Source organism: Streptomyces sp. 12E (assembly GCF_055633275.1).
In genome coordinates this window covers 4,559,657-4,582,136 of record NZ_JBVNCJ010000001.1, presented here as the reverse complement: position 1 = coordinate 4,582,136, position 22,480 = coordinate 4,559,657, and the positions used below count along the sequence as shown (strand labels likewise).

Annotated in this window: 23 protein-coding genes and 1 pseudogene; 12 read left to right on the top strand and 12 right to left on the bottom strand. The window is 72.3% G+C overall.

The annotated features are described in order from the left end of the window. Positions 1–5 precede the first annotated feature (5 nt). On the top strand, positions 6–1,442 hold the full coding sequence (locus tag ACZ8ZB_RS21360; protein WP_470739261.1) for an aldehyde dehydrogenase family protein: 1,437 nt from the start codon (positions 6–8) through the stop codon (positions 1,440–1,442). Continuing rightward, the gene (locus tag ACZ8ZB_RS21355; RefSeq protein ID WP_470739260.1) at positions 1,435–2,322 is read left to right on the top strand and encodes an aldehyde dehydrogenase family protein; all 888 of its coding nucleotides are present in this window, start codon (positions 1,435–1,437) and stop codon (positions 2,320–2,322) included. Before ACZ8ZB_RS21360 ends, ACZ8ZB_RS21355 begins: the two co-directional genes overlap by 8 nt. A gap of 79 nt (positions 2,323–2,401) precedes the next feature. On the opposite strand, the gene ACZ8ZB_RS21350 is transcribed toward ACZ8ZB_RS21355, so the two are convergent. Continuing rightward, positions 2,402–2,740, bottom strand: a complete 339-nt coding sequence (locus ACZ8ZB_RS21350) for a hypothetical protein (RefSeq protein ID WP_470739259.1) — start codon at positions 2,738–2,740, stop codon at positions 2,402–2,404. A 127-nt stretch (positions 2,741–2,867) separates the two neighbouring features. On the opposite strand from ACZ8ZB_RS21350, the gene ACZ8ZB_RS21345 reads away from it, so the two are divergent. Next, positions 2,868–3,563 (top strand): uridine kinase family protein, encoded by a 696-nt coding sequence (locus ACZ8ZB_RS21345; protein ID WP_470739258.1) that lies wholly within the window; start codon positions 2,868–2,870, stop codon positions 3,561–3,563. 44 nt (positions 3,564–3,607) lie between these two features. Here the strand turns inward: ACZ8ZB_RS21345 and ACZ8ZB_RS21340 are convergent. Both ACZ8ZB_RS21340 and ACZ8ZB_RS21335 read right to left on the bottom strand, forming a co-directional pair. Continuing rightward, positions 3,608–4,096 (bottom strand): annotated as a pseudogene (locus ACZ8ZB_RS21340) (DUF6518 family protein); the annotation flags it as partial. A 305-nt stretch (positions 4,097–4,401) separates the two neighbouring features. After that, positions 4,402–5,148: a SigE family RNA polymerase sigma factor gene (locus tag ACZ8ZB_RS21335; RefSeq protein ID WP_470739257.1), complete on the bottom strand. Its 747-nt coding sequence runs from the start codon at positions 5,146–5,148 to the stop codon at positions 4,402–4,404. 242 nt (positions 5,149–5,390) lie between these two features. Between ACZ8ZB_RS21335 and afsQ1 the strand changes: the two genes are divergently transcribed. From afsQ1 to ACZ8ZB_RS21310, 5 genes are all read left to right on the top strand, one after another. Continuing rightward, positions 5,391–6,068 (top strand): two-component system response regulator AfsQ1, encoded by a 678-nt coding sequence (gene afsQ1 / locus ACZ8ZB_RS21330; RefSeq protein ID WP_030830243.1) that lies wholly within the window; start codon positions 5,391–5,393, stop codon positions 6,066–6,068. Further along, positions 6,065–7,666 (top strand): ATP-binding protein, encoded by a 1,602-nt coding sequence (locus ACZ8ZB_RS21325; RefSeq protein WP_470739256.1) that lies wholly within the window; start codon positions 6,065–6,067, stop codon positions 7,664–7,666. Before afsQ1 ends, ACZ8ZB_RS21325 begins: the two co-directional genes overlap by 4 nt. Further along, positions 7,663–8,283, top strand: coding sequence for a hypothetical protein (locus ACZ8ZB_RS21320; protein WP_470739255.1), 621 nt, complete (start codon positions 7,663–7,665; stop codon positions 8,281–8,283). The genes ACZ8ZB_RS21325 and ACZ8ZB_RS21320 overlap by 4 nt, the downstream gene beginning before the upstream one ends. A gap of 82 nt (positions 8,284–8,365) precedes the next feature. Further along, positions 8,366–8,962, top strand: a complete 597-nt coding sequence (locus tag ACZ8ZB_RS21315; protein WP_470739254.1) for a VanZ family protein — start codon at positions 8,366–8,368, stop codon at positions 8,960–8,962. Positions 8,963–9,006: 44 nt separating this feature from the next. After that, positions 9,007–9,207, top strand: coding sequence for a PspC domain-containing protein (locus ACZ8ZB_RS21310; protein ID WP_470739253.1), 201 nt, complete (start codon positions 9,007–9,009; stop codon positions 9,205–9,207). Positions 9,208–9,291: 84 nt separating this feature from the next. Here the strand turns inward: ACZ8ZB_RS21310 and ACZ8ZB_RS21305 are convergent, their stop codons facing one another. Then, entirely contained in the window at positions 9,292–9,639 is a 348-nt protein-coding gene (locus tag ACZ8ZB_RS21305; RefSeq protein ID WP_470739252.1) for an ATP-binding protein, read from the bottom strand. A 746-nt stretch (positions 9,640–10,385) separates the two neighbouring features. Here ACZ8ZB_RS21305 and ACZ8ZB_RS21300 point away from each other — a divergent pair. Continuing rightward, on the top strand, positions 10,386–11,147 hold the full coding sequence (locus ACZ8ZB_RS21300; RefSeq protein WP_470739251.1) for an alpha/beta hydrolase: 762 nt from the start codon (positions 10,386–10,388) through the stop codon (positions 11,145–11,147). A gap of 94 nt (positions 11,148–11,241) precedes the next feature. Here ACZ8ZB_RS21300 and ACZ8ZB_RS21295 read toward each other — a convergent pair whose 3' ends face one another. After that, a complete protein-coding gene (locus tag ACZ8ZB_RS21295) occupies positions 11,242–12,204 on the bottom strand; it encodes a LysR family transcriptional regulator (protein WP_470739250.1) in 963 nt (320 codons plus the stop codon). Positions 12,205–12,267: 63 nt separating this feature from the next. On the opposite strand from ACZ8ZB_RS21295, the gene ACZ8ZB_RS21290 reads away from it, so the two are divergent. Together ACZ8ZB_RS21290 and ACZ8ZB_RS21285 are read left to right on the top strand one after the other, a co-directional pair. Then, positions 12,268–13,566, top strand: a complete 1,299-nt coding sequence (locus ACZ8ZB_RS21290; RefSeq protein WP_470739249.1) for an MFS transporter — start codon at positions 12,268–12,270, stop codon at positions 13,564–13,566. A gap of 125 nt (positions 13,567–13,691) precedes the next feature. After that, positions 13,692–14,708: a sigma-70 family RNA polymerase sigma factor gene (locus ACZ8ZB_RS21285; RefSeq protein WP_470739248.1), complete on the top strand. Its 1,017-nt coding sequence runs from the start codon at positions 13,692–13,694 to the stop codon at positions 14,706–14,708. Here the strand turns inward: ACZ8ZB_RS21285 and ACZ8ZB_RS21280 are convergent. Further along, positions 14,592–14,987: an STAS domain-containing protein gene (locus tag ACZ8ZB_RS21280; RefSeq protein ID WP_470741550.1), complete on the bottom strand. Its 396-nt coding sequence runs from the start codon at positions 14,985–14,987 to the stop codon at positions 14,592–14,594. The genes ACZ8ZB_RS21285 and ACZ8ZB_RS21280 overlap by 117 nt on opposite strands. Positions 14,988–15,123: 136 nt before the next feature. On the opposite strand from ACZ8ZB_RS21280, the gene ACZ8ZB_RS21275 reads away from it, so the two are divergent. Beyond that, entirely contained in the window at positions 15,124–16,044 is a 921-nt protein-coding gene (locus ACZ8ZB_RS21275; RefSeq protein WP_470739247.1) for an AEC family transporter, read from the top strand. A gap of 1 nt (position 16,045) precedes the next feature. Here ACZ8ZB_RS21275 and ACZ8ZB_RS21270 read toward each other — a convergent pair whose 3' ends face one another. The 6 genes from ACZ8ZB_RS21270 to ACZ8ZB_RS21245 form a co-directional block, all read right to left on the bottom strand. Beyond that, the gene (locus tag ACZ8ZB_RS21270; RefSeq protein WP_470739246.1) at positions 16,046–16,630 is read right to left on the bottom strand and encodes a Uma2 family endonuclease; all 585 of its coding nucleotides are present in this window, start codon (positions 16,628–16,630) and stop codon (positions 16,046–16,048) included. Positions 16,631–16,726: 96 nt separating this feature from the next. Further along, a complete protein-coding gene (locus ACZ8ZB_RS21265; RefSeq protein WP_470741549.1) occupies positions 16,727–18,004 on the bottom strand; it encodes a thymidine phosphorylase in 1,278 nt (425 codons plus the stop codon). A 90-nt stretch (positions 18,005–18,094) separates the two neighbouring features. Then, positions 18,095–18,493, bottom strand: a complete 399-nt coding sequence (locus ACZ8ZB_RS21260; RefSeq protein WP_470739245.1) for a cytidine deaminase — start codon at positions 18,491–18,493, stop codon at positions 18,095–18,097. Beyond that, positions 18,490–19,764 carry an ABC transporter permease gene (locus ACZ8ZB_RS21255; RefSeq protein ID WP_470739244.1) on the bottom strand — a complete coding sequence of 425 codons (1,275 nt, stop codon included), beginning with the start codon at positions 19,762–19,764 and terminating at the stop codon, positions 18,490–18,492. Before ACZ8ZB_RS21255 ends, ACZ8ZB_RS21260 begins: the two co-directional genes overlap by 4 nt. After that, positions 19,761–20,885: an ABC transporter permease gene (locus ACZ8ZB_RS21250; protein WP_470739243.1), complete on the bottom strand. Its 1,125-nt coding sequence runs from the start codon at positions 20,883–20,885 to the stop codon at positions 19,761–19,763. The genes ACZ8ZB_RS21255 and ACZ8ZB_RS21250 overlap by 4 nt, the downstream gene beginning before the upstream one ends. After that, positions 20,885–22,462, bottom strand: a complete 1,578-nt coding sequence (locus tag ACZ8ZB_RS21245) for an ABC transporter ATP-binding protein (RefSeq protein WP_470739242.1) — start codon at positions 22,460–22,462, stop codon at positions 20,885–20,887. Before ACZ8ZB_RS21245 ends, ACZ8ZB_RS21250 begins: the two co-directional genes overlap by 1 nt. Positions 22,463–22,480 lie beyond the last annotated feature (18 nt).

Sequence of the window (22,480 nt, the reverse complement as noted above, 5' to 3'; positions counted from 1 at the left end):
TCACCATGGCATCCGCATTCGAGTACGCACCGGCGCCCGAGTCCCGCTCGGTCGTCGACATCGCGCCGTCGTACGGCCTGTTCATCGACGGCGAGTTCACCGAGGCGGCCGACGGCAAGGTCTTCAAGACCGTCTCCCCCTCCACCGAGGAGGTCCTCTCCGAGGTCGCCGAGGCCGGCGAGGCGGACGTCGACCGCGCGGTGAAGGCCGCCCGCAAGGCCTTCGAGAAGTGGTCGGCGCTCCCCGGCTCCGAGCGCGCGAAGTACCTCTTCCGCATCGCCCGCATCATCCAGGAGCGCAGCCGCGAGCTCGCCGTCCTCGAGACCCTCGACAACGGCAAGCCGATCAGGGAGACCCGTGACGCGGACCTCCCCCTGGTCGCCGCGCACTTCTTCTACTACGCGGGCTGGGCCGACAAGCTCGACCACGCCGGCTACGGCGCGGACCCGCGTCCCCTCGGTGTGGCGGGCCAGGTCATCCCCTGGAACTTCCCCCTGCTGATGCTGGCGTGGAAGATCGCCCCGGCGCTCGCCACCGGCAACACGGTGGTCCTGAAGCCCGCCGAGACGACCCCCCTGTCCGCCCTGTTCTTCGCGGACGTCTGCCGCCAGGCGGGCCTGCCCAGGGGCGTCGTCAACATCCTCACCGGCGACGGCCGCGCCGGCGCCGCGCTGATCGCCCACCCGGACGTGAACAAGGTCGCCTTCACGGGCTCCACGGCCGTCGGCAAGGAGATCGCGCGCACGGTCGCGGGCACCCGCAAGAAGCTCACCCTCGAACTGGGCGGCAAGGGCGCCAACATCGTCTTCGACGACGCCCCGATCGACCAGGCCGTCGAGGGCATCGTCAACGGCATCTTCTTCAACCAGGGCCAGGTCTGCTGCGCGGGCTCCCGCCTGCTGGTCCAGGAGTCGGTCCACGACGAGCTGCTGGACTCCCTCAAGCGCCGCCTGACCACGCTCCGCCTCGGTGACCCGCTGGACAAGAACACCGACATCGGCGCGATCAACTCCGCCGAGCAGCTGGCCCGGATCACCGCACTGGCCGACCGGGGCGAGGCGGAGGGCGCCGAGCGCTGGTCCCCGGCCTGCGAACTCCCGGAGAACGGCTACTGGTTCGCCCCCACGCTGTTCACGAACGTCACCCAGGCGCACACCATCGCCCGCGACGAGATCTTCGGCCCGGTCCTGTCGGTCCTCACCTTCCGCACGCCCGACGAGGCCGTCGCCAAGGCCAACAACACCCCGTACGGGCTGTCGGCGGGCATCTGGACGGAGAAGGGCTCGCGCATCCTGGCGGTCGCGAACAAGCTCCGCGCGGGCGTCATCTGGTCCAACACGTTCAACAAGTTCGACCCGACCTCGCCGTTCGGCGGCTACAAGGAGTCGGGCTTCGGCCGCGAGGGCGGCCGCCACGGCCTGGAGGCGTACCTCGATGTCTGACCGACTCAACGTGCTGAAGACCTACAAGCTGTACGTCGGCGGGAAGTTCCCGCGTTCGGAGAGCGGCCGGGTGTACGAGGTGACGGATTCGAAGGGCAACTGGCTGGCCAACGCCCCGCTCTCCTCCCGCAAGGACGCCCGTGACGCGGTGGTCGCCGCGCGCAAGGCGTTCGGCGGCTGGTCCGGCGCGACGGCGTACAACCGCGGCCAGATCCTCTACCGGATCGCCGAGATGCTGGAGGGCCGCCGCGACCAGTACGCCGCCGAGGTCGCCGACGCCGAGGGCCTGTCGAAGTCCAAGGCGGCGGCACAGGTCGACGCCGCGATCGACCGCTGGGTCTGGTACGCGGGCTGGACCGACAAGATCGCCCAGGTGGTCGGCGGCGGCAACCCGGTGGCGGGCCCGTTCTTCAACCTCTCCTCCCCCGAGCCGACGGGCGTGGTCGCCGTGCTGGCCCCGCAGGAGTCGTCCTTCCTCGGCCTGGTCTCGGTGGTGGCCCCGGTGATCGCGACGGGCAACACGGCGGTCGTGGTGGCGTCCGAGAGGTCCCCGCTCCCCGCCCTCTCCCTCGGCGAGGTGCTGGCCACCTCCGACCTCCCCGGCGGCGTGGTCAACATCCTCTCCGGCCGCACGGCGGAGATCGCCGCCCCGCTCGCCGCGCACCAGGACGTCAACGCGATCGACCTCGCGGGCGCCGACGAGGTGCTGGCGAAGGAGCTGGAGATCGCGGCCGCGGACAACCTCAAGCGCGTCCTGCGTCCACAGCCTGTGGACGACTGGTCGGCGACGCCCGGCACGGACCGCCTGACGGCGTTCCTGGAGACCAAGACGGTCTGGCACCCGACGGGTTCGCTGGGCGCGTCCGGCTCGTCGTACTGAGCCACCCCCGCAACCGGAGCGCCGTACCCCTCCTTCGTCCGGGAGGGGTACGGCGCTCCGTCGCTCCGTGCCCATCCGGTCAGCCGCGCAGCGCCTCCGTCGCCCGCCCCGCCACCGGAACGCCGCCCACCGACGGCGCCTGGGCGACCGGCCCCGTCACCTCGCGCGAGTCCACCGGCCGGAAGTCGGCGACCTGGGTGCCGACGCCGTTGTCGAGCGGGTCCACGCCGGTGCCGGCGAGCGGGTTGGGCTTGAGGTCCGCGACCGTGCCCACGGCCCGGCCGGTGCCGTCGAGGAGCGGGCCGGAGTCCGCGGCCGCCGCCGTCGCCGCGCCGGCCCCGAGCGCCACCGAGGCGGTCGCGAGAACGGCCAGAGCGTGTCGGGCGGTCGGCGTCCTGGGTGCCTTGTGTCGGGCCATCGCTCTGCCACCTGTCGCATTCGCTGGGTAACCGGGTCGGCGCGAAGCGTAGTGGAGGTGTGATGCGTGCTTCAAAGCCGCACCGCGGGGCGTACGTCACCCGGCTGATGCCTCAAACTGGTGTCCCGTGAGCTCTTCCCAGTCGCCCGTGTCCGCGCGAGTCGTGCTGCTCTGCGGCCCCTCCGGCTCCGGCAAGTCCCTCGTCTCGGCCCGCTCCGGCCTCCCGGTGCTGCGCCTCGACGACTTCTACAAGGAGGGCGACGACCCGACCCTGCCCCTCGTGGCGGGCAGCTCCGACATCGACTGGGACCATCCCGGCTCCTGGGACGCGGACACCGCCGTCGCCGCGATCGAGCGGCTGTGCCGCACGCGTCGCACGCAGGTCCCCGTCTACGACATCTCGCTGAGCGCCCGCACCGGCGAGGACACCGTCGACATCGGCGGCACGCCGCTGTTCATCGCCGAGGGCATCTTCGCCGCGGAGATCGTCGAGCGCTGCCGTGAACGGGGCCTGCTGGCCGACGCGCTGTGTCTGAGCCGCGGTCCGGTGCGGACGTTCCGGCGGCGGTTCCTGCGGGATCTGAAGGAGGGCCGCAAGTCGGTGCCGTTCCTGCTGCGCCGCGGCTGGCGGCTGATGCGGCTGGAGCGGTCGATCATCGCCCGTCAGACGGCGCTGGGCGCGTACGCCTGCGACCGGGAGGAGGCGCTGACCCGCCTGGCCGCCGCGGCGGTCGCCGGACGCCCGACGACGGCGACGGGTTCCCCGCAGCAGCTCTGGAGCGAGCCGATCAGACGGTCGAGCACGAACAGTTCGGCGAGGTAGAAGGCGAGAGCGAGAAGGGGGGCAAGGACGGCGCACAGCCAGGAGCGACGCACCCCGGCGCGCGCCAGGAAGACGGTCAGGAGCACGGTGAGGAGCGCGCCGACGGCCAGGAAGACGACCGCCTCTCCCCAGTAGTGGAGCGCCAGCCCCAGCCAGAGCCCCTCCCCCAGCACCACCATCGCGATGGCCGCCCCCGCCGACGCCCGCGCGTCCCCCTGCCCGTGCCGCACGGTCCAGCCGGCCCATCCGAGCAGCGGCCCTCCCGCCAGTCCCGCCACCGACCAGACGGCGGCGGTTCCGAGCCCTCCGGCACCGAAGGCGTCCCCGAGCGCGGCCGTCGTGTAGTAGCCGGCGCAGGTGGCGAGCATCATCAGCGCCCCGCTCCGGACGGCGAGCCGCCGGGTGCGGATCAGCGCACCGGCCGCGGCGGTCCAGATGATCCAGGCGGACACCGAGTTGGTCGCCCGCTCCAGCAGGGGTGCCGTCCCGTGCAGGGTGTACGTCGCCCAGCCGAGCAGCAGCCCGAAGGCCACGACGGCGGGGAGGACGGCGACGGGAGCGCTGCGACGGGATGTGGTCACGGTGGTCACGCGCCGCACTGTGCACAGTATGTATGCACACCGTGTGTAGTGGCTGGGAGTTCAGGACTCCCCGGTGGTGGAGGGCCGTCGGCGGACCGTCGTACGCCGACGCGGCGTCAGTACGCGAAAAAGCGGGACCGCGTACGGGCCCCCCGGCCCTCCGCAGTCCCGCTGTTCCGCACTCCCCCGTGATCCCCCGTGATCACCCGGATCCCTCTCGCTCCCCCGGATCCCGGCCCCCCGGTTCCCCCGAACCCTCAGGCGACGAGCTCCCCGAAGGCGTTCTCCTCGTCACGGCCGAAGCTGAGGACCTCGTCCTCGCGCAGCCGGCGGAGCGACCGCCAGATGCTGGATTTCACCGTGCCGACACTGATGCCGAGGATGTCGGCGATCTCCGGGTCCGTGCGGCCCTCGTAGTAACGCAGGACCAGCATGGTGCGCTGGAGTTCGGGCAGCCGGGCCAGCGCCTGCCACAGCACGGCGCGCAGTTCGGTGCCGCGCATCGCGTCCGTGTCGCCGGCCGTCTCCGGCAGTTCCTCGGTCGGGTACTCGTTCAGCTTGCGGCGGCGCCACGCGCTGATGTGCAGGTTGGTCATGGTGCGGCGGAGGTATCCGCCGACCGCCGCCTTGTCGCTGATCCGGTCCCACGCCCGGTAGGTCGAGAACAGCGCGCTCTGCAGCAGGTCCTCGGCCTCGAAGCGGTCACCGGTCAGGTGGTAGGCGGTGGCGTACAGGGAGGCGCGGCGCTCCTGGACGTAGGCGGTGAACTCCACCTCGCTCAGCGAGCGGCGCTCCCCCGGGTCCTCCCCGTACGCGTTCCCCCCGTTCGTGCCCCCCGTGTCCCCCGTGGGTGCGTCAACCACCGTCATGATCGTGGTGTGCTGACGCCCGGTGCCGCGGGCGCACCCCCGCATGCCCGCCGCACCGGACTTCTCGGAACCCCGGTGCACGTCGTGCAGACGCGTGATCACTGCGCTGGTGCTGGTGCCGTGCAGCGTGTTCATCTCGCGCCCCCCGTCGTGGACTTCCGGTGTTCTGTCCTGCTGTGGTGCTTGTGACGAAAAGCTTGCCCGTGGACCTTCATGGCCGTGTCAGCCGACTGTCACAGGCGTGTCACAGAGGTCGGTCACGGTGGACCCGCAGGTCCTTCACATCCGTCCGTGCACGGAGCGGCACGTATCCGGCCCAAGGGGCATCTGCCGTCCACGGGTCGAACAGGGAGCCCTCCATGGGCCAGAATGGGCCCGTGCCTTCACTGTTGCTGATCGAGGACGACGACGCCATCCGCACGGCCCTGGAGCTCTCGCTGACGCGCCAGGGCCACCGGGTGGCGACCGCTGCCAGCGGTGAGGACGGTCTGAAGCTGCTGCGCGAGCAGCGGCCGGATCTGATCGTGCTGGACGTGATGCTGCCCGGGATCGACGGGTTCGAGGTGTGCCGGCGCATCCGGCGCACGGACCAGTTGCCCATCATCCTGCTGACCGCGCGCAACGACGACATCGACGTGGTGGTCGGGCTGGAGTCCGGCGCCGACGACTACGTCGTCAAACCGGTGCAGGGCCGGGTGCTGGACGCCCGCATCCGGGCGGTGCTGCGGCGCGGCGAGCGGGAGTCCAGTGACTCGGCGACCTTCGGCAGCCTGGTCATCGACCGTTCGGCGATGACGGTGACGAAGAACGGCGAGGACCTCCAGCTCACGCCGACCGAGCTGCGGCTGCTCCTCGAGCTGAGCCGGCGGCCGGGACAGGCGCTGTCCCGGCAGCAGTTGCTGCGGCTGGTGTGGGAGCACGACTACCTGGGCGACTCGCGTCTGGTGGACGCGTGCGTCCAGCGGCTGCGCGCCAAGGTCGAGGACGTGCCGTCGTCCCCGACCCTGATCCGTACCGTGCGCGGTGTCGGCTACCGGCTGGACGCGCCTCAGTGACACAGGAGCACCAAGGGGGGGCCGGCGGTTGGTCCGCCGCGCGCAAGGGGGTGTGGTCACGGCTGCGGTTCACCAGCCTGCGGCTGCGGCTGGTCGTGGTGTTCGGGCTGGTCGCGCTCACCGCCGCGGTGTCCGCGTCCGGCATCGCGTACTGGCTGAACCGCGAGTCGGTGCTGACCCGTACCCAGGACGCGGTGCTGCGCGACTTCGAGCAGGAGATGCGCAACCGGGCGGGTGCCCTGCCCGATCACCCCACGCAGGACGAACTGCAGCACACGGCGGGCCAGATGGCGAACAGCAGCCAGCGCTTCACCGTGCTGCTGGTCGCCGAGGACCCCGACGGGCGGACCGTGTACGGCAGTTCGGGCGGGTTGAACGGCTTCTCCCTGCAGGACGTGCCGGTCTCGCTGCGCGAGGCCGTGACCGAGCCGCAGGAGGTCACGTCGAACAACAAGTACCCGCACCGCCTGTACTGGCAGCGGATCGTCGACGACGACACCCCGTACCTGGTGGCGGGGGTGCGGGTGATCGGGGGCGGGCCGACCGGCTACATGCTGAAGTCGCTGGAGCCGGAGGCCAAGGACCTCAGCTCACTGGCCTGGTCGCTGGGGATCGCCACCGGGCTGGCGCTGATAGGTTCCGCGCTGCTCGCGCACGCGGCGGCCACGACGGTGCTGAAGCCGGTGCAGCGGCTCGGGGCGGCCGCGCGGCGACTGGGCGAGGGGAAGCTGGACACGCGGCTGAGGGTGTCGGGCACCGATGAACTGGCAGATTTGTCACGGACGTTCAACAAGGCGGCCGAGGCGCTGGAGAAGCGGGTGGCGGACATGGCGGGGCGCGACGAGGCGTCCCGGCGGTTCGTGGCGGACATGAGCCACGAGCTGCGTACGCCGCTGACCGCGATCACGGCGGTGACCGAGGTCCTGGAGGAGGAGCTGGAGTCCGAGGCCGGCGGCATCGACCCGATGGTCGAGCCCGCGGTACGGCTGGTGGTGAGCGAGACCCGGCGGCTGAACGACCTGGTGGAGAACCTGATGGAGGTGACCCGGTTCGACGCGGGCACCGCCCGGCTGGTCCTCGACGACGTCGACGTCGCCGACCAGATCACCGCCTGCATCGACGCGCGCGCCTGGCTGGACGCGGTCGACCTGGACGCCGAGCGCGGCATCCACGCCCGGATCGACCCGCGCCGGCTGGACGTGATCCTGGCGAACCTGATCGGGAACGCGCTCAAGCACGGCGGGTCGCCGGTGCGGGTCTCGGTGCGGGAGGACGGCGCGGAGGGCGCCGGGGACGGGGGCACGGTGGTCATCGAGGTGCGGGACCACGGGCCGGGCATCCCGGAGGAGGTCCTGCCGCACGTCTTCGACCGCTTCTACAAGGCGAGCGCCTCGCGGCCGCGTTCCGAGGGCAGTGGCCTGGGCCTGTCCATCGCGCTGGAGAACGCCCACATCCACGGTGGCGAGATCACCGCGGCCAACTCTCCCGACGGCGGTGCGGTGTTCACCCTGCGGCTGCCGCGGGACGTGTCCGCGCGGAACCCTTCGGAGAAGGCGGGCGACGTCGAGGACGAGGTCGCCGGGGGGGATGCCCGATGAACGTACGGACTGCTCCGCGGCGTACGCGGGGACTGCTCGCGCTGGGGGCGCTGGGCGCGCTGCTCGCCGGGTGCGGGATACGGGCCACGGAGGTGCCGACCGACTTCGGGCCGGCGCCGTCGCGGACGCGCTGCTCACTGGCCGAGACGGAGGCGCCGACGCGGCCGGAGCGAGGGCTGCCGGTGCGGGTGTCCCTGTTGTGCGGGTCGTCGCTGGTGGCCGTGGACCGGACGGTGCGGGTGCCGGACGGGGCGGCGGACTCACGGCGTGCGCTGGTGGCGCAGGGACTGCTGGACGCGTTGTCCCAGGAGCCGTCGGCCGCCGAGCAGCAGGCCGGGTACGGCACGCGGGTGCGGCGCGGCACGACCGTGACCGGTCCGCGGCTCGGCGATCCGGAGGACACGCTGCGGCTGAGCACCGCGCCGGGGAGTCTCGCCGCCGCCGGGCTCGCGCAGATCGTGTGCACCTTCTCCGACTCGGCGGCGGCCGAGGGCGACGGCTCGGTGATCCTGGGCGGTCCCGACGACGCCCGGCCGCGCCGCTACGCGTGCACGGACGAGGTCCGGTCCCGTCCGGACGCCGGGGAACCGCCGTCCTCGGAGGTCACCGGCGGGTGAGCCCCCGCTGTGGCGCATGCCTCATGCGGTGAACGGGTGACCTCCCGGAACCGATCGCGCCGGAGGTCGCGTCTAGGGGGGCGTGCAGCGTCAAGGCCTCATCGGCGGCTCCGCCGCAACCCGTATCCGCGTGGCAGGAGGGCTCCTCCTGGTCGCGTATCTCGCGTTCGTCGCCTGGTACACGCTGCGCCCGCTGGACGTCCCCTGGGTGATGCCCGCCAATCTGCGGCCGCTGGACGGCATCCGGGGCGACTTCGCGCTGGGCTGGGCGACGGGGGTCCGCCGGATCTGCGAGGGGCTGGCGCTGCTCGCGCCGCTGGGCGTGCTGCTGCCGATGGCCGGAGGCCGGCTGGCCGTCTCGCGGCTGGGATCGCTGATCCGCACCGCGGCGGCGACCGCGCTGGTGTCGCTGGCCGTCGAGATGCTGCAGACGGCGGTGCCGGGCCAGGTCGTGGACGTCGACTCGCTGCTGCTCAACACGGCGGGCGCGGCGCTCGCGCACGCGGCCGTGGTGCCGGCGGGCCGCGCCCGGCTGCGCCGCCGGGCGGTACGGCGGTCCCTCACGGCCCTTCTCCCGGAGGAGCCGGCTCAGGGGAGGACCCCGACGATTCCCAGGGTCGGGATCGCCCCGTGGAGTGATGCTTTGCCCCCTTCGTCTCCGTACCGTGGAGTGCACTGAGGCAGCCGGTCGGGAGGCCTCGCACCACTCACCAAGGAGCCGCGATGAGCCGCCTCGCCCGCCCCACCAACGGCCGCGTGATCGGCGGAGTGTGCGCCGCGCTGGCCCGGCGCTTCGGCACCTCCGCGACCACGATGCGGGTCATCTTCCTGCTGTCGTGCCTGCTTCCGGGGCCTCAGTTCCTGCTGTACATAGCGCTGTGGATCCTGTTGCCCTCGGAGGGCAAGGCCCAGCCGGCCTGGTGACTCCGCGGCGCCTGCCGCGCGTACGCCGACGGGGCGCGACCCGGTTCCGGGTGCGCCCCGTCGGTCCGTTCCCGCCTGGCGGGGTCAGGCGCCGACCGGCGCCCCGTTGAGGGTGACGCCCCGGGTGGGCAGCTCCTGCACCGGCATGCCGCCGAGGAGACCGGTGGCCGGGACCTCGGGGCCCGCCTGCCGGACGACCGGCTGCGCGGTCGCCATGCCGTCGCCGGCCAGCTCCTGGCCCTGCGCCAGCGCCTGGTCCGAGCCGGGCAGCGCGGTGGACAGCCTCTTTGCCGGTACGGCCCGGTCGACGGTGTCCAGCGCCGGGACGGCGTCCGGGACGGCCGGGGCCGCGTTGGCGGCGCCGGCGCCGGCCGCGGCGAAGGCGGCACCCAGCACGGCGACACCGAGGGTCTTGGCAGCAGACTGCTTCATGGAATGCGTCCTCGAAATGGGATATGGGGAGTGAGCGGTGCTGAGACGGTAGGCACGGCCCCTCTCCCGCCGCAAACATCGGAATATGGACGAACGGTGAAAGCGAGCGGCTCCCGCATTCCCCGCGGACGCCGCCCTCGGCTTTCCGCCGCCGGAGAACCGCTGGTGGAAGCCGTCCGACGGAACAGCCCTTCGGATGTCAGCCCGGCGCATCCGGGCTCGACGATGTCATCGATCACGGCCAGTCGTTCATCGAAAGGGATGAAGACCGATTGCATCGCATTGACGGATATCCTCGCGTGGTGTCGAGCATGCAACCGAACACGCCGACCGGGTAGTCGAATTCTCGGCCCATGGGGACGTGGGACATCAGACGACCGCCGGTGTGCACCGCCCGCCGCGCCACGGAAAGCGCAGCCGGCACAGCGGGCCGATGGGATGCCCGGCGTACGAGGCGGCGGCCCCGGGCTGAAGGGCGGAGCCCGGGGCCGACTTCCCGCGGGACGCGCTCGTCCCGGACCCGAAAGGCCGGCCGAGTGCGACCGCGCCGTCGGGGTGGTCGTGCGGCGGAACCCCGGGCGCCCGGCGGATCCGCTCCGTGGCCGGGGTGTTCGCGAGGGTCCGGTCCGCCGTTTCCGTACTCCGGCTCCCACGCGCGCAGATCACCGGGTGGACGAATTCGTCGATACGCAACGGTGACCGCACGGCAGGGTGGAGTACACCCGCACTTCTGAGAATGTTCTGCCATGGCACAGGAAGCGAGGCCGGTTCGCACGGCCCGGCTGGGGAGGGTGCTCGGCCCGGAGCCGACGGCGGTGAACGGAGTGGTGCTGCTGCTCCCCGGCGGCGAGGAGGTGTCCGGCCGCAGACCGTCCGCCGTGCTGGCGGCCGCCTCCGTACGCGCCCTGGGGCGCCGCCTCGCCCGCGCGGGCCGGGACGAGAGCCTCGCCGTCCATGTCGTCCACTACCGCTACCGGGGCTGGAACGGCAGCGAGGCGCATCTCGCGCGCGACGCCTCGTGGGCCGCCGACGAGGCCGTACGGCGCTACGGGGACGTCCCCGTCTGCCTCGCCGGGATCGGCATGGGGGGCAGGGCCGCGCTCCGCGCGGGGGGCCACGAGGCCGTCGACTCCGTGCTGGCGCTGGCTCCCTGGCTGCCGGACGAGGACGTGGCGGCACCGCCCGAACCGGTGAAACAGCTCGTCGGACGGCGGGTGCTGATCGTGCACGGCACGAATGACGCGCACAGCGACCCCGAGCTGTCGTTCCGGCTGGCGGCGCGGGCGAAGAAGGCGAACCGGGAGGTGTGCCGGTTCGAAGTCCACGCGGACGGCCACGGCTTGGGCCAGTACCGGGAGGAAGTGCTGGCGCTGGCGGAGGACTTCGTGATGGGGGCGTTGTTCGGGCGGGCGTTCTCGCGGCCCGTGCAGGATGCCCTGGCGGCGCCTCCGCCGTTGGGGTTGCGGATGCCGCTGGCCGCGGGGTTCGGGAAGTCCTTGCGGCGGTAGCGCCGGTGGGGTTCATGCCGTGCCGCGACTGCGGGCCGTCGGTGGCCGGTCGCACCCACGCGGCGGAGCCGCACACCGGTGCGGCCCCGCGCCCCTAGGTCGGCAGCAGGGTGCCCCTCTTCGAGAGCAGGAACTTCTTGAAGGCCGCCACCGGGGGTGTGTCCGGGTGGCCGGCGAGCCAGGCCACGCCGATCTCCCTGGCCGCCCTGGGAGCGGTGACCGTCAGTTCGACCACTCCGGGACGGGGGAAGGGCGGTGGGGGGAGGAGGGCCACGCCCAGGCCCGCCGCCACCAGGCCGCGCAGGGTCTCGGCTTCCTCGCCCTCGAAGGCGATGCGGGGGGTGAAGCCGGCCTGGGTGCAGAGGTCGTCGGTGATGCGGCGCAGGCCGTAGCCGGGTTCCAGGGTCACGAAGGTCTCGTCGGCGGCCTCGGCGAGGCGGATGCGCCGGCGGCCGGCGAGGCGGTGGTCGGCGGGGACGACCAGGCGCAGCTTCTGCTCGTCGAGGCGGCGGGCGACGAGGTCGGGGGCGTCGGGCACCGGGGAGGTCAGGCACAGGTCGAGTTCGCCCGCACGGAGGCGTTCCAGCATGGCCTCGCCGTAGTTCTGGACCAGGCTGAAGCGGATGCGCGGGTGGTCGGCGCGGAAGGCGTGCAGCAGGCCGGGCACGGTCTCGGCGCCCATGGTGTGCAGGAAGCCGAAGGCGACCTTGCCGGTGGCGGGATCGGCGTCGGCGCGCACCTCGTCGGCGGCGCGCTCGATCTCGGCGAGGGCGCGTTCGACGGAGGCGAGGAAGGTGTGCCCGGCCGGGGTGAGGGAGACGGTGCGGCCGTGCCGGGCGAACAGCTCGACGCCCAGGTCCTGTTCCAGGCGGACCAGCGCCCGGGAGAGGGTGGACTGCGGGACCTGCATCTCCTGGGCGGCGCGGGTGACGTGCTCGGTGCGGGCCACGCCGGCGAAGTAGGCGAGGCGGGGGGCGAGCAGCCTCGCCATGTCTTCCGTGTCTTGTGTGTCACTGGTCTGTGACAGTCTCCTTCGTGACCTCTGCTGATGCGCCATGGGAACGATTATGACGATTCCGTGCATTGGACGGATGAGCGGGGGCGTCCGTAGCTTCGAGGCATGACTCCCGCCAGTACCGGGGCGTCCACCAGTGTGGGCGCCGTCGCATCCGTTCCTCCGACCTCTTCGCCCCGGACCGCCCCCGAGGCCGTCCCCGAGTCCCGGATGTCTCCGGGCGGACCCGGTTACCGCCGGATGAGCCTCGCCCTGTTCCTCGCGGGCGTCGCGACCTTCGCGCTGCTGTACTCCACCCAGGCCCTGCTGCCGCTGATCTCCGGCGACTTCGCGGTGAGCGCGGGTGACGCGAGCTGGACGGTGGCGGCGGCGACCGGTGGCCTGGCGCTGTTCGTGCTGCCGATGAGCGCGCTGTCGGAGCGCTACGGACGGCGCACCGTCATGACGGCCTCCCTGGCCGCCGCGGTGACCCTCGGACTGCTGGTGCCGTTCGCGCCGTCGCTGGGCGCGCTGGTGGCGCTGCGGGCGCTGCAGGGTGCGGCGCTGGCCGGGCTGCCGGCGTCGGCGACGGCGTACCTCGCGGAGGAGGTCACGCCGAAGGCCCTGGTGACCGCGATCGGGCTGTTCGTCGCCGGCAACAGTGTCGGCGGGATGAGCGGCCGGGTGATCACCGGCTGGGTGGCGCAGGAGTGGGGCTGGCGGGTCGCCGTCGGGGTGATCGGCGTGGTCGCGGTGGCGTGCGCGGTGGCGTTCCGGCTGCTGCTGCCGGCGCCGAAGCACTTCCGTCCGGGCTCGCTGCGGCCGCGGGTGCTGGCGCGCACCGTCCGGGACCATCTCGCCGATCCGCTGCTGCGGCGGCTGTACGCGATCGGCGCGCTGTTCATGACGGTGTTCGGCGGCGTGTACACGGTCATCGGGTACCGGCTGACCGAGGCGCCGTTCTCGCTGCCGCAGGGCATCGTGGGTTCGATCTTCCTGGTGTACCTGGTGGGCACGGTCTCGGCTTCGGCCGCCGGGCGGCTGGTCGGGCGGCTGGGCCGGCGGGGCGCGCTGTACGCGGGGGGCGGGACGACCGCGGCGGGGCTGCTGCTGTCGCTGGCCGGGTCGTTGCCGGTGGTGCTGCTGGGGCTGGTGCTGATCACGGCGGGGTTCTTCGCGGGGCACGCGGTGGCGTCGTCGGCGGTCGGGAAGACGGCGACGGTGGGACGGGCGCAGGCGTCGGCCCTGTACCAGTCCGCGTACTACGTCGGGTCCAGTGCGGGCAGCACGGTGGGTGCGCTCGCGTTCCACGCGGGGGGCTGGGGCGGAACGGTGGGGGTCGGGCTGGCGGCGGTGGCCGGGGTCGCGGCGATCACCCTGGCCGGGACGCGGGCGGCGCGGGCGGCCGCGGTGCGGCCGGCCTGATCTTCCCCGCCCCCGCGCCGGCACCCTCGGCCTGCACGTTCGTCCGCCCGGAGAGCCGTTGTCAGTGGGCTGCGGTAGCTTCCGAAGTGGTGGACCACAACGACACCACATGGGGTGGGTGGACGATGACGAACGGCACCGCGACGACGACCGACCTGGACGCCAGGCTGGAGGCGCACCGGGTCGAACTGACCGGGTACTGCTACCGGATGCTGGGCTCCTCCTTCGAGGCGGAGGACGCGGTGCAGGACACGATGATCCGCGCGTGGCGCAGCTACGACAGGTTCGAGGGCCGTTCCAGCCTGCGCTCCTGGCTGTACCGCATCGCGACCAACGTCTGTCTGGACATGCTGACGGCGGGCAACAAGCGGGCCCGGCCGATGGACCTGACGGAGTCCACACCGCTGGCGCGCGCGGCCCTGTCGCCCCGCCCGGACAACACGTGGCTGGAGCCGATGCCCGACTCCCGGGTGCTGCCCACGCCCGCCGACCCGGCGGAGGCGGCGGTCGCCAAGGAGTCGGTGCGGCTCGCCTTCATGGCCGCGCTGCAGCAGCTTCCGGCCAAACAGCGGGCGGTGCTGATCCTGCGGGAGGTGCTGGCCTGGAAGGCGAGCGAGGTCGCCGAGCTGCTGGGCACCTCGGTCGCGTCGGTGAACAGCGCGCTCCAGCGGGCCCGGGCGACGCTCGCGGAGCGGCGGCAGCCGGGCGCCGAGGCGTCGGTGTCCGACCCGCTGGACGAGGAGCAGCGGAAGCTGCTCGAGCGCTACGTGGCGGCGTTCGAGGGGTACGACATGTCGGCCCTGACCGCGCTGCTGCACGAGGACGCCGTCATGACGATGCCGCCGTTCGACCTCTGGCTGACCGGCACCGAGGACATCACGGGCTTCATGACGACGCTGGGCGCCGCCTGCGCGGGTTCACGGCTGATACCGGTGGAGATCAACGGGCTGCCGGGCTTCGCCCAGTACAAACCCGATCCGGAGGCCGGCGGTTTCACACCGTGGGCGATCCAGGCGCTGGAGATCTCAGACGGCCGGATCACCGGTTTCCACTGCTTCCTCGACACCGCGCGGTGGTTCCCGCTGTTCGGGCTGCCCCTCCACCTCGAAGCGGAGGCCGGCCAGGTCGAGCAGGGCGTGTAGCGCCGGGGAGGGGTCGCGCAGCCGTATCCGGCCCCCGGCCCGGCGGGCGGTGAGCTGGAGCCGGGCGAGCAGGTCCACTGCGGCGAGGCCGGCCGGCCCCAGCCCGGCGACGTCGCAGACCACCACCCGGCCCGGGCCGCCGCCTCCCCCGTCCAGCAGCGCCCGCAGCGCGTCGCAGGGCCCGCTCACCTCTCCCGGGGTGAGGGGTCCGCTGAGTACGAGTACGGGCGGTGTCATGGCGTCCACGACCGGTAGACCGGGCGGCGGCGCGTAACTCATCGCGATGCGTCGCGGGACCGGCGCCGTGAGGGTCACATTGACCTGAGCGCGGCCCTCCCCGGAGGGTTGGGTGTATGCGCCATAGATCATTCCCGTCCATGCCGTCCGGTGCCCTTCGCGTCCGCGAGGAGCTGCCGTGCAGGGGGTGCTGAGCGGATTCCTGGTGATCGCCGTCGTCATCGGCGTCGGCTACGTCATCGGCCGGCGGGGGCATCTCGGCGCACAGGGCCGCGAGGTCCTGACGAAGCTGGCGTTCCACGTGGCGTCGCCCGCGCTGCTGTTCACCACGCTCGCCCGGGCCGACCTGTCGGTGGTCTTCTCCAGCCGGCTCCTGGTCACCGCGCTGAGCACGGCGGCGGTGGCGGGCGTCTTCGTCGCGGCGGGGGTCGTACGCGGCTGGGGCGTGGGCCGCACCACCATCGGCGCCCTGTGCTCCAGTTACGTCAACTCCGGCAACCTGGGCATCCCGATCGCCGTGTACGTGCTGGGCGACGCCTCGCTGGTGGCGCCGGTGCTGCTGTTCCAGCTGGTCGGGGTCACACCGGTCGCGCTGACGATCCTCGACCTGTCGACGGCGGGCGGGAAGCAGCCGCTGTGGCGGCGGATCCTGACCCCGTTGCGCAACCCGATCGCGGTGGGGTCGCTGGCGGGGGTGGCGGTGTCGGCGGCCGGGATCGGGATACCGGGCCCGGTGTGGGACCCGGTGGTCCTGATCGGCAACATGGCGGTCCCCGCCGTGCTCCTCGCCTTCGGCATCTCGCTGCGCGGCAGCACGCTGCCCCTGCGGGGCGGGGACCGCGGGGCGGTGCTGCTCGCCGTGGCGCTGAAGGCGGTGGGCCAGCCACTGGCCGCCTGGGCGCTGGCGGTGGGCGTCTTCGGCCTGCGCGGCGCGCACCTGCTGGACGTGGTGGTGACGTCGGCCCTCCCGGCCGCCCAGAACCTCTTCACGTACGCGAGCAGCTACCGGGTGGGCGAGCAGCTGGCCCGGGAGGCGATCCTGGTGTCGACGGTGCTGTCGGTGCCGGTCCTCGTGGTGGTGGCGGCACTGCTGGGGTGACTCAGCTCTCGGGGAACCCGCCGGTGTCGATGACGAGGTCGAAGGGGGCGGGGAGCTTGATCGGCTCGCCGAACTTCGCGGTGCTCAAGGGGCGGTAGACGTCCCCCTGCGGCTCGCCGTAGAGCGTCGCGGTCGGGCCGTCGGGGGCCCAGCGGTCGACGAGGAGGTACAGCGGGATGCCCGCGGTGGCGTAGGCGGCAAGCTTGCTGACGCGGTCGTCGCGGGCGTTGGACTTCGAGGTGACCTCGACGACCAGCTCGGCGAGGGCGGCGGGGATGTGGGTGTCCGATTCGGTGTGGTCCTGCACCGGGGCCACCACCAGGTCCGGGATGAGCATGCCCAGCCGCGAGGGCACGGCGATGGCCAGGGTCTGGAAGATCTCCCAGTCCTCGGGGATCGCGGAGTAGAGGCGACGCTGGATGCGGGCCGCGATCACGTTGTGACGGTACGCGGGAGCAGGTGACACGGTGATGATCCCCTCGATGATCTCCACCTTGCTGCCCTCGGGCCATTCCATCTCCTCCCAGAACCGGACGAGGTCGTCCCAGTTCTGGTCGGGCTCCTGGCTCACGGTGAGTGCGCTCATGGCGGTCCCCTCTTCGGTGCGTCACCGAGTACAGCATGCCGAACGGGACCGGTAAGGGGCCACCGGTCCCGTTCACCCGAATGAGGAAACCCCAGGTCAGGCGATACGTTCCAGCACGACCGGCGTGGCCTCGAAGTCCGTACCGGGGGCGGCGATGCCGTATGAACCCTCCACCGCCCGGAGCGCGTAGTCGAAGCGTTCCGGGGTGTCCGTGTGGAGGGTCAGCAGGGGCTGGCCCTCCGTCACCGTGTCACCGGGCTTGGCGTGCAGCTCGACGCCCGCGCCCGCCTGGACCGGGTCCTCCTTGCGGGCGCGGCCCGCGCCGAGGCGCCAGGCGGCGACGCCGACGCCGTAGGCGTCGAGGCGGGTGAGGACGCCGGAGGACGGGGCCTTGACCACGTGCTGCTCACGCGCGACCGGCAGTTCGGCGTCCGGGTCGCCGCCCTGCGCCGAGATCATGCGGCGCCAGACGTCCATCGCGGAGCCGTCGGCCAGCGCCTTCGCCGGGTCGGCGTCCTTCAGGCCGGCCGCGTCGAGCATCTCGCGGGCCAGGGCCAGGGTCAGCTCCACGACGTCCGCGGGGCCGCCGCCCGCCAGGACCTCGACCGACTCGCGGACCTCGAGCGCGTTGCCGGCGGTCAGGCCGAGCGGGGTGGACATGTCGGTGAGGAGGGCGACCGTCCTCACGCCGGAGTCGGTGCCCAGGCCGACCATGGTGCGGGCCAGTTCGCGGGCGTCGTCGATCGTCTTCATGAAGGCCCCGGTGCCGACCTTCACGTCGAGGACCAGGGAGCCGGTGCCCTCCGCGATCTTCTTCGACATGATGGACGAGGCGATCAGGGGGATCGCCTCGACCGTGCCGGTGACGTCCCGGAGCGCGTACAGCTTCTTGTCCGCCGGGGCCAGTCCGTCGCCGGCCGCGCAGATCACCGCGCCGGTGCCGTCCAGCACCGACAGCATCTCCTCGTTGGAGAGCAGCGCGCGCCAGCCGGGGATCGACTCCAGCTTGTCGAGGGTGCCGCCGGTGTGGCCGAGACCGCGGCCGGAGAGCTGGGGGACGGCCGCGCCGCAGGCCGCGACGAGGGGGGCCAGCGGGAGGGTGATCTTGTCGCCGACGCCGCCGGTGGAGTGCTTGTCGGCGGTGGGGCGGGACAGGGACGAGAAGTCCATGCGCTCGCCGGAGGCGATCATCGCGGCGGTCCAGCGGGCGATCTCGCTCCGGTTCATGCCGTTGAGGAGGATCGCCATCGCGAGCGCCGACATCTGCTCGTCGGCCACCTCCCCGCGGGTGTACGCGTCGATCACCCAGTCGATCTGCTCGTCGCTGAGTTCGCCGCGGTCCCGCTTGGTGCGGATGACGGAGATGGCGTCCATGGCCATGGCTGGCGTTCCTTCCGGAGGTGCGAAGGGTGCGGCCCCTCCGGCCGACGGTAACGGCCGTCGGGCGAAGGGGCCACGGAGGGATTACTTGGTGAGGTGCTGCGGGCCGAAGGCCTGGGGCAGCATCTCGGAGAGCGGCAGGATGCCCGCCGGGGTCTGAAGGAGCAGGCCGGGGCCGCCGAACTCGTACAGCAGCTGGCGGCAGCGGCCGCACGGGACGAGGATCTCGCCGGCGCCGTCCACGCAGGTGAAGTGCGTGAGCCGGCCGCCCCCGGTGCGCTGGAGCTCCGAGACCAGTCCGCACTCGGCGCACAGCCCGATCCCGTACGAGGCGTTCTCGACGTTGCAGCCGGAGACCGTGCGTCCGTCGTCGACCAGGGCCGCGACGCCGACCGGGTAGCCCGAGTAGGGGGCGTAGGCGTGGGACATGGCGTCCCGTGCCACGGCGCGCAGCGCCTCCCAGTCGACGTCGGCCGCGGTCACTTGCCCTGTCCCTTCCGGTACGGCATGCCGTCCGCCTTCGGCATCCGCAGCCGCTGCGCGGAGAGCGCGAGGACGACGAGGGTGATGACGTACGGCGTGGCGGAGACGACCTGGTTGGGGACCTCGTTGGTGCCGGCGTACCAGGCGAAGACCAGGGCGCCGACGACCAGGGTGATCACCGCGTGGACGTACTTCTTGCGGACGGCCAGCCAGATCGCGCCGATGACCAGCAGCAGGGCGCCGAGCAGCAGCAGGGCGTGCACGTTGGCGGAGCCGCCGCGCAGGTTGAGGCTGTCGGTGTAGCCGAAGAGGCCGGCGCCGATGGCGAGGCCGCCCGGCATCCAGTTGCCGAAGATCATCGCGGCGAGGCCGATGTAGCCCCGGCCGCTGGTCTGGCCCTCCAGGTAGAAGGGGTTGGCCACGATGGAGAGGAAGACGCCGCCGAGGCCGGCCAGTCCGCCGGAGATGATCACGGCGAGGTACTTGTACTTGTAGACGTTGACGCCGAGGGACTCGGCGGCGATCGGGTTCTCGCCGCAGGAGCGCAGCCGCAGGCCGAACGCGGTGCGCCACAGGATCCACCAGGTGGCGGGGATGAGCGCGACGGCGATCAGGGTCAGCCAGGAGACGTCGGTGACCAGCCCGCCGAGCAGGCCGGCGACGTCGGAGACGAAGAACCAGCCCTTGCCGTTGAGGTCGCTCAGCGCGTCGGACAGCCCGGGCACGGTGAAGTGGCCGAGGGACTCGACCGCCGGGGACTGCTTGGCGGAGCCGCCCTGGTGGCCCTCGAAGGCGAGCGGGGCGAGGTAGCGGGTGGCGCCGAGGGCGAGGATGTTGATGGCCACACCGGAGACGATGTGGTTGACGTTGAAGGTGACGGTGACGATCGCGTGCAGCAGACCGCCGAGCGCGCCGCCGATGACGCCGACGAGGACGCCGGTCCACGGACCCCACTGGAATCCGGCCCAGGCGCCGAACCAGGTGCCGAGGATCAGCATGCCCTCGAGGCCGATGTTGACCACGCCCGCGCGCTCGGCCCACAGGCCGCCGAGACCGGCGAGGCCGATCGGGACCGCGAGCTGGAGGGCGGTGGACATCTGGCTGACGTTGGTGATGCCGTCCGCGCCGGTGACGATGCGGACGATCGAGACCAGTGCCAGGGCTCCGGCGACGACCAGGAGCAGGACGGGCCACGACATGCGGCGGCCGGTCGGCGGTGCGTGTTCCAGCGACGGCTGGTTGACGTCGGTCGCTGTGGTCGGAGCGGTCATCGGCCGGCCACCTCCTTCGTGGTGTTGTTGTCGGCGCCCAGGACGTGCCCCGCGGCGAGTTCCGCGCCGACCCGGCGCTGCTGGCGGCGCAGGCCCCACTCGCGGACGGCCTCGTAGGAGACGACGACCGAGAGGACGATCAGGCCCTGCATGATGACCGCGATCTCCTTGTCGTAGCCGTGGAAGTCCAGCTCGGGCGAGGCCTTGTCGAGCCAGGCCCACAGCAGGGCGGCGAAGGCGATCCCGACCGGGCTGTTGCGGCCGAGCAGGGCGATGCCGATGCCGAGGAAGCCGATGCCGGTGGGGAAGTTGAGGTTGTAGGTGTGGGAGTCGCCGAGGAGGATCGGCAGGCCCGCGAGACCGGCGATGGCCCCGGAGAGCAGCATGGCGGTGAGGACCATGCGCCTGGGGTCGACGCCGGAGGCGGAGGCCGCGGACTCGGAGGCGCCGGAGGCGCGCAGGTCGAAGCCGAAGCGGGTGCGGTTGAGGACGACCCAGTAGCCGATGCCGAGCAGGACGGCGAGGACCAGCAGGCCGTAGATCTCCCCGGCCGCGCCCATGTCGATGCCGGGGATCCAGCCGGACTCGTGCATCTCGCCGGTGGTGCTGTTGTTGCCGATCTTGACGCCGAAGACGTCCGGCTTCCACATGTAGACGATGAGCGAGGTGGCGATCGCGTTGAGCATGATCGTGGCGACGACCTCGCTGACGCCGCGAGTGACCTTGAGGACGCCGGCGATGCCGGCCCAGAAGGCGCCGGTGAGGACGGCGGTCAGCAGCAGCAGCGGGACCTGGAGGAACGCCGGCAGGTTCGCGTGCGCGCCGACGATGGCGGCCATCATGGCGCCGAGCTGGTACTGGCCGTCGACGCCGATGTTGAACAGGTTCATCCGGAAGCCGATGGCCACCGCCAGGGCCGCGATGTAGTACATCGAGGCCTGGTTGATGATCAGGACCTGGATGTCGGAGAAGCCGGCCTGCTCGAACATGATGGCGAACGGTTCGACCGGGTTCTTACCGGAGGCGATCAGGACGATCGCGCTGAGCACGAAGGCCACGGCGAGCGCGATGACCGGCCCGGCCACCGCGAGGAGCACGCGCTCCTTGTCGATCTTCTTCATCAGCGGGCCTCGTCTTCCGGAGACTCGGCGGACGTGGACGGGTCGGCCGGGGTCTCGGGGGTCTCGTCGTGTTCGAGGTGGCCCTCGGCGGCGCCGGTCATGGCGGTGCCGAGTTCCTCCGGGGTGATGGTGGCCGGGTCGGCGTCCGCGACCAGCTTGCCGTCGTAGATCACCCGGAGGGTGTCGGACAGGCCGATCAGCTCGTCCAGGTCGGCGGAGATCAGCAGCACGGCCAGGCCCTCGCGGCGGGCCTCGCGGATGTGGTCCCAGATGGCGGCCTGGGCGCCGACGTCCACACCGCGGGTGGGGTGGGCGGCGATCAGGAAGCGCGGCTTGTGGCTCATCTCGCGGCCGACGATCAGCTTCTGCTGGTTGCCGCCGGACAGGGAGGCGGCGGTGACGTCGATGCCGGGGGTGCGGACGTCGTACGCGGTGACGATCCGGCGGGTGTCCTCCTGGGCGGCCTTCGGGTCGAGCCAGACGCCCTTGGCGTTGGGCTTCTCGGTGACGTGGCCGAGGATGCGGTTCTCCCAGAGGGGGGCCTCCAGGAGCAGGCCGTGGCGGTGGCGGTCCTCGGGGATGTAGCCGATGCCCTGTTCGCGGCGCCTGCGGGTGGCCCAGGAGGTGATCTCCTCGTCGCCCAGCCGGATGGTGCCGGAGTCGGCGTGCCTCAGGCCGATGAGCGCGTCGACCAGCTCGGTCTGGCCGTTGCCCTCGACGCCGGCGATGCCGAGGACCTCGCCCGCGTGGATGGTGAAGCTGATGTCGTCGAGCAGGGCCTTGCCGCCGGGGGCCGCCAGGCGCAGCTTGTCGACGGTGAGGACGGGGCGGTCGGTGACCGTGGACTCGGCCGTCTCCGGCGTCGGCAGCTCGCTGCCGACCATCAGCTCGGCGAGCTGGCGCGGGGTCGTCTCGGCGGGGACGGCCGTGCCGACCGTGGTGCCGCGGCGGATGACGGTGATCTCGTCGGCGACGGAGAGGACCTCGCCCAGCTTGTGGGAGATGAAGATGACCGACAGGCCCTCGGCCTTCAGCTCGCGCAGGTTGTCGAAGAGGGCGTCGACCTCCTGCGGGACGAGGACGGCGGTGGGCTCGTCGAGGATCAGGGTGGTGGCGCCGCGGTAGAGGACCTTGAGGATCTCCACGCGCTGGCGGGCGGCGACGCCGAGCTCCTCGACCAGGACGTCGGGGCGGACGCCGAGGCCGTAGCGGTCGGAGAGCTCCTTGATCCTGCGGCGGGCCCTGCCGCCGATGCCGTGGAGCTTCTCGCTGCCGAGGACGACGTTCTCGAGGACGGTGAGGTTGTCGGCGAGCATGAAGTGCTGGTGCACCATGCCGATGCCGCGGACGATGGCGTCGGCGGGCGAGGAGAAGCTCACCTGCTCGCCGTGGATCGTGATGGTGCCCTCGTCCGGCTTCTGCATGCCGTAGAGGATCTTCATCAGGGTCGACTTGCCGGCGCCGTTCTCACCGACGAGGGCGTGGACGGTGCCCTTGTGGACGGTGAGGTGGATGTCGTGGTTGGCCACGACGCCGGGGAAGCGCTTGGTGATCCCGGCGAGCTCGACGGCGGTCACCGAATCGTTGACCGCCGC

What these genes read in the sequence shown, in the direction of transcription:
- ACZ8ZB_RS21360 (WP_470739261.1), top strand. Translation starts at nt 6, where the DNA reads ATGGCATCCGCATTCGAGTACGCACCGGCGCCCGAGTCCCGCTCGGTC.
- ACZ8ZB_RS21355 (WP_470739260.1), top strand. Translation starts at nt 1,435, where the DNA reads ATGTCTGACCGACTCAACGTGCTGAAGACCTACAAGCTGTACGTCGGC.
- ACZ8ZB_RS21350 (WP_470739259.1), bottom strand. Translation starts at nt 2,740, where the DNA reads ATGGCCCGACACAAGGCACCCAGGACGCCGACCGCCCGACACGCTCTG.
- ACZ8ZB_RS21335 (WP_470739257.1), bottom strand. Translation starts at nt 5,148, where the DNA reads ATGAACACGCTGCACGGCACCAGCACCAGCGCAGTGATCACGCGTCTG.
- ACZ8ZB_RS21320 (WP_470739255.1), top strand. Translation starts at nt 7,663, where the DNA reads ATGAACGTACGGACTGCTCCGCGGCGTACGCGGGGACTGCTCGCGCTG.
- ACZ8ZB_RS21310 (WP_470739253.1), top strand. Translation starts at nt 9,007, where the DNA reads ATGAGCCGCCTCGCCCGCCCCACCAACGGCCGCGTGATCGGCGGAGTG.
- ACZ8ZB_RS21305 (WP_470739252.1), bottom strand. Translation starts at nt 9,639, where the DNA reads ATGAAGCAGTCTGCTGCCAAGACCCTCGGTGTCGCCGTGCTGGGTGCC.
- ACZ8ZB_RS21300 (WP_470739251.1), top strand. Translation starts at nt 10,386, where the DNA reads ATGGCACAGGAAGCGAGGCCGGTTCGCACGGCCCGGCTGGGGAGGGTG.
- ACZ8ZB_RS21295 (WP_470739250.1), bottom strand. Translation starts at nt 12,204, where the DNA reads ATGGCGCATCAGCAGAGGTCACGAAGGAGACTGTCACAGACCAGTGAC.
- ACZ8ZB_RS21290 (WP_470739249.1), top strand. Translation starts at nt 12,268, where the DNA reads ATGACTCCCGCCAGTACCGGGGCGTCCACCAGTGTGGGCGCCGTCGCA.
- ACZ8ZB_RS21285 (WP_470739248.1), top strand. Translation starts at nt 13,692, where the DNA reads ATGACGAACGGCACCGCGACGACGACCGACCTGGACGCCAGGCTGGAG.
- ACZ8ZB_RS21280 (WP_470741550.1), bottom strand. Translation starts at nt 14,987, where the DNA reads ATGAGTTACGCGCCGCCGCCCGGTCTACCGGTCGTGGACGCCATGACA.
- ACZ8ZB_RS21270 (WP_470739246.1), bottom strand. Translation starts at nt 16,630, where the DNA reads ATGAGCGCACTCACCGTGAGCCAGGAGCCCGACCAGAACTGGGACGAC.
- ACZ8ZB_RS21265 (WP_470741549.1), bottom strand. Translation starts at nt 18,004, where the DNA reads ATGGACGCCATCTCCGTCATCCGCACCAAGCGGGACCGCGGCGAACTC.
- ACZ8ZB_RS21255 (WP_470739244.1), bottom strand. Translation starts at nt 19,764, where the DNA reads ATGACCGCTCCGACCACAGCGACCGACGTCAACCAGCCGTCGCTGGAA.
- ACZ8ZB_RS21250 (WP_470739243.1), bottom strand. Translation starts at nt 20,885, where the DNA reads ATGAAGAAGATCGACAAGGAGCGCGTGCTCCTCGCGGTGGCCGGGCCG.